The organism is 'Chrysanthemum coronarium' phytoplasma (genome assembly GCF_000744065.1).
In the GTDB taxonomy this organism is placed as follows: domain Bacteria; phylum Bacillota_I; class Bacilli_A; order Acholeplasmatales; family Acholeplasmataceae; genus Phytoplasma; species Phytoplasma asteris.
Map to the genome: position 1 here is coordinate 1 of NZ_BBIY01000156.1, position 602 is coordinate 602.

General features: G+C 34.2%; 1 protein-coding gene. It reads left to right on the forward strand.

All coding sequences use genetic code 11. The features are described 5' to 3' along the window. Positions 1–34: 34 nt before the first annotated feature. Positions 35–602: ribonuclease III (gene rnc / locus OYV_RS04265; RefSeq protein ID WP_042068494.1), on the forward strand; the 568-nt coding region annotated here is incomplete at its 3' end.

The following is a 602-nucleotide window of genomic DNA, read 5'->3' on the forward strand; positions in this document are numbered from 1 at the left end:
CTTCTGAAACCACCAAAGAAAGCCAACAATCCCTATGAAAAACATCCAAACTCTTTTTCAAACCCTCAATATCACTCCCCAAAACCTTACCCTTTACAAACAAGCTCTTACCCACAGCTCTTATTCTAACGAACAAAACCCACCCCAAGAAGACAACGAAAGACTTGAATTTTTAGGAGATGCCATCGTAGGATTACTTATGGCTGACTATCTTTATTCCCAATCCAAAGAAGACGAAGGCATTATGACTAAAAAAAGAGCTCAAGCGGTGTGTGAAAGGTCACTTACCATCTACGCTCACAACATTGAATTGCAAAATTATCTTCTTTTAGGCAAAGGCGAAAAAAACAAAGATTTTAATGCTAAAAGTATTATAGCAGATACTTTTGAAGCCTTATTTGGTGCTATTTATCTTGATTTAGGATATTTGACAGCCAAAAAAGTTTTTCATAATATTGTCTTACCTCACTTAGCCAAAACTATCTATATTATTGATTTTAAAACTCAATTACAAGAAATAGTTCAGTCAGAAAAAAAAACTATCCAATATAAAATAGTCCAAGAGCAAGGACCTGCTCATTCTAAAAATTTTGTAGCAGAAG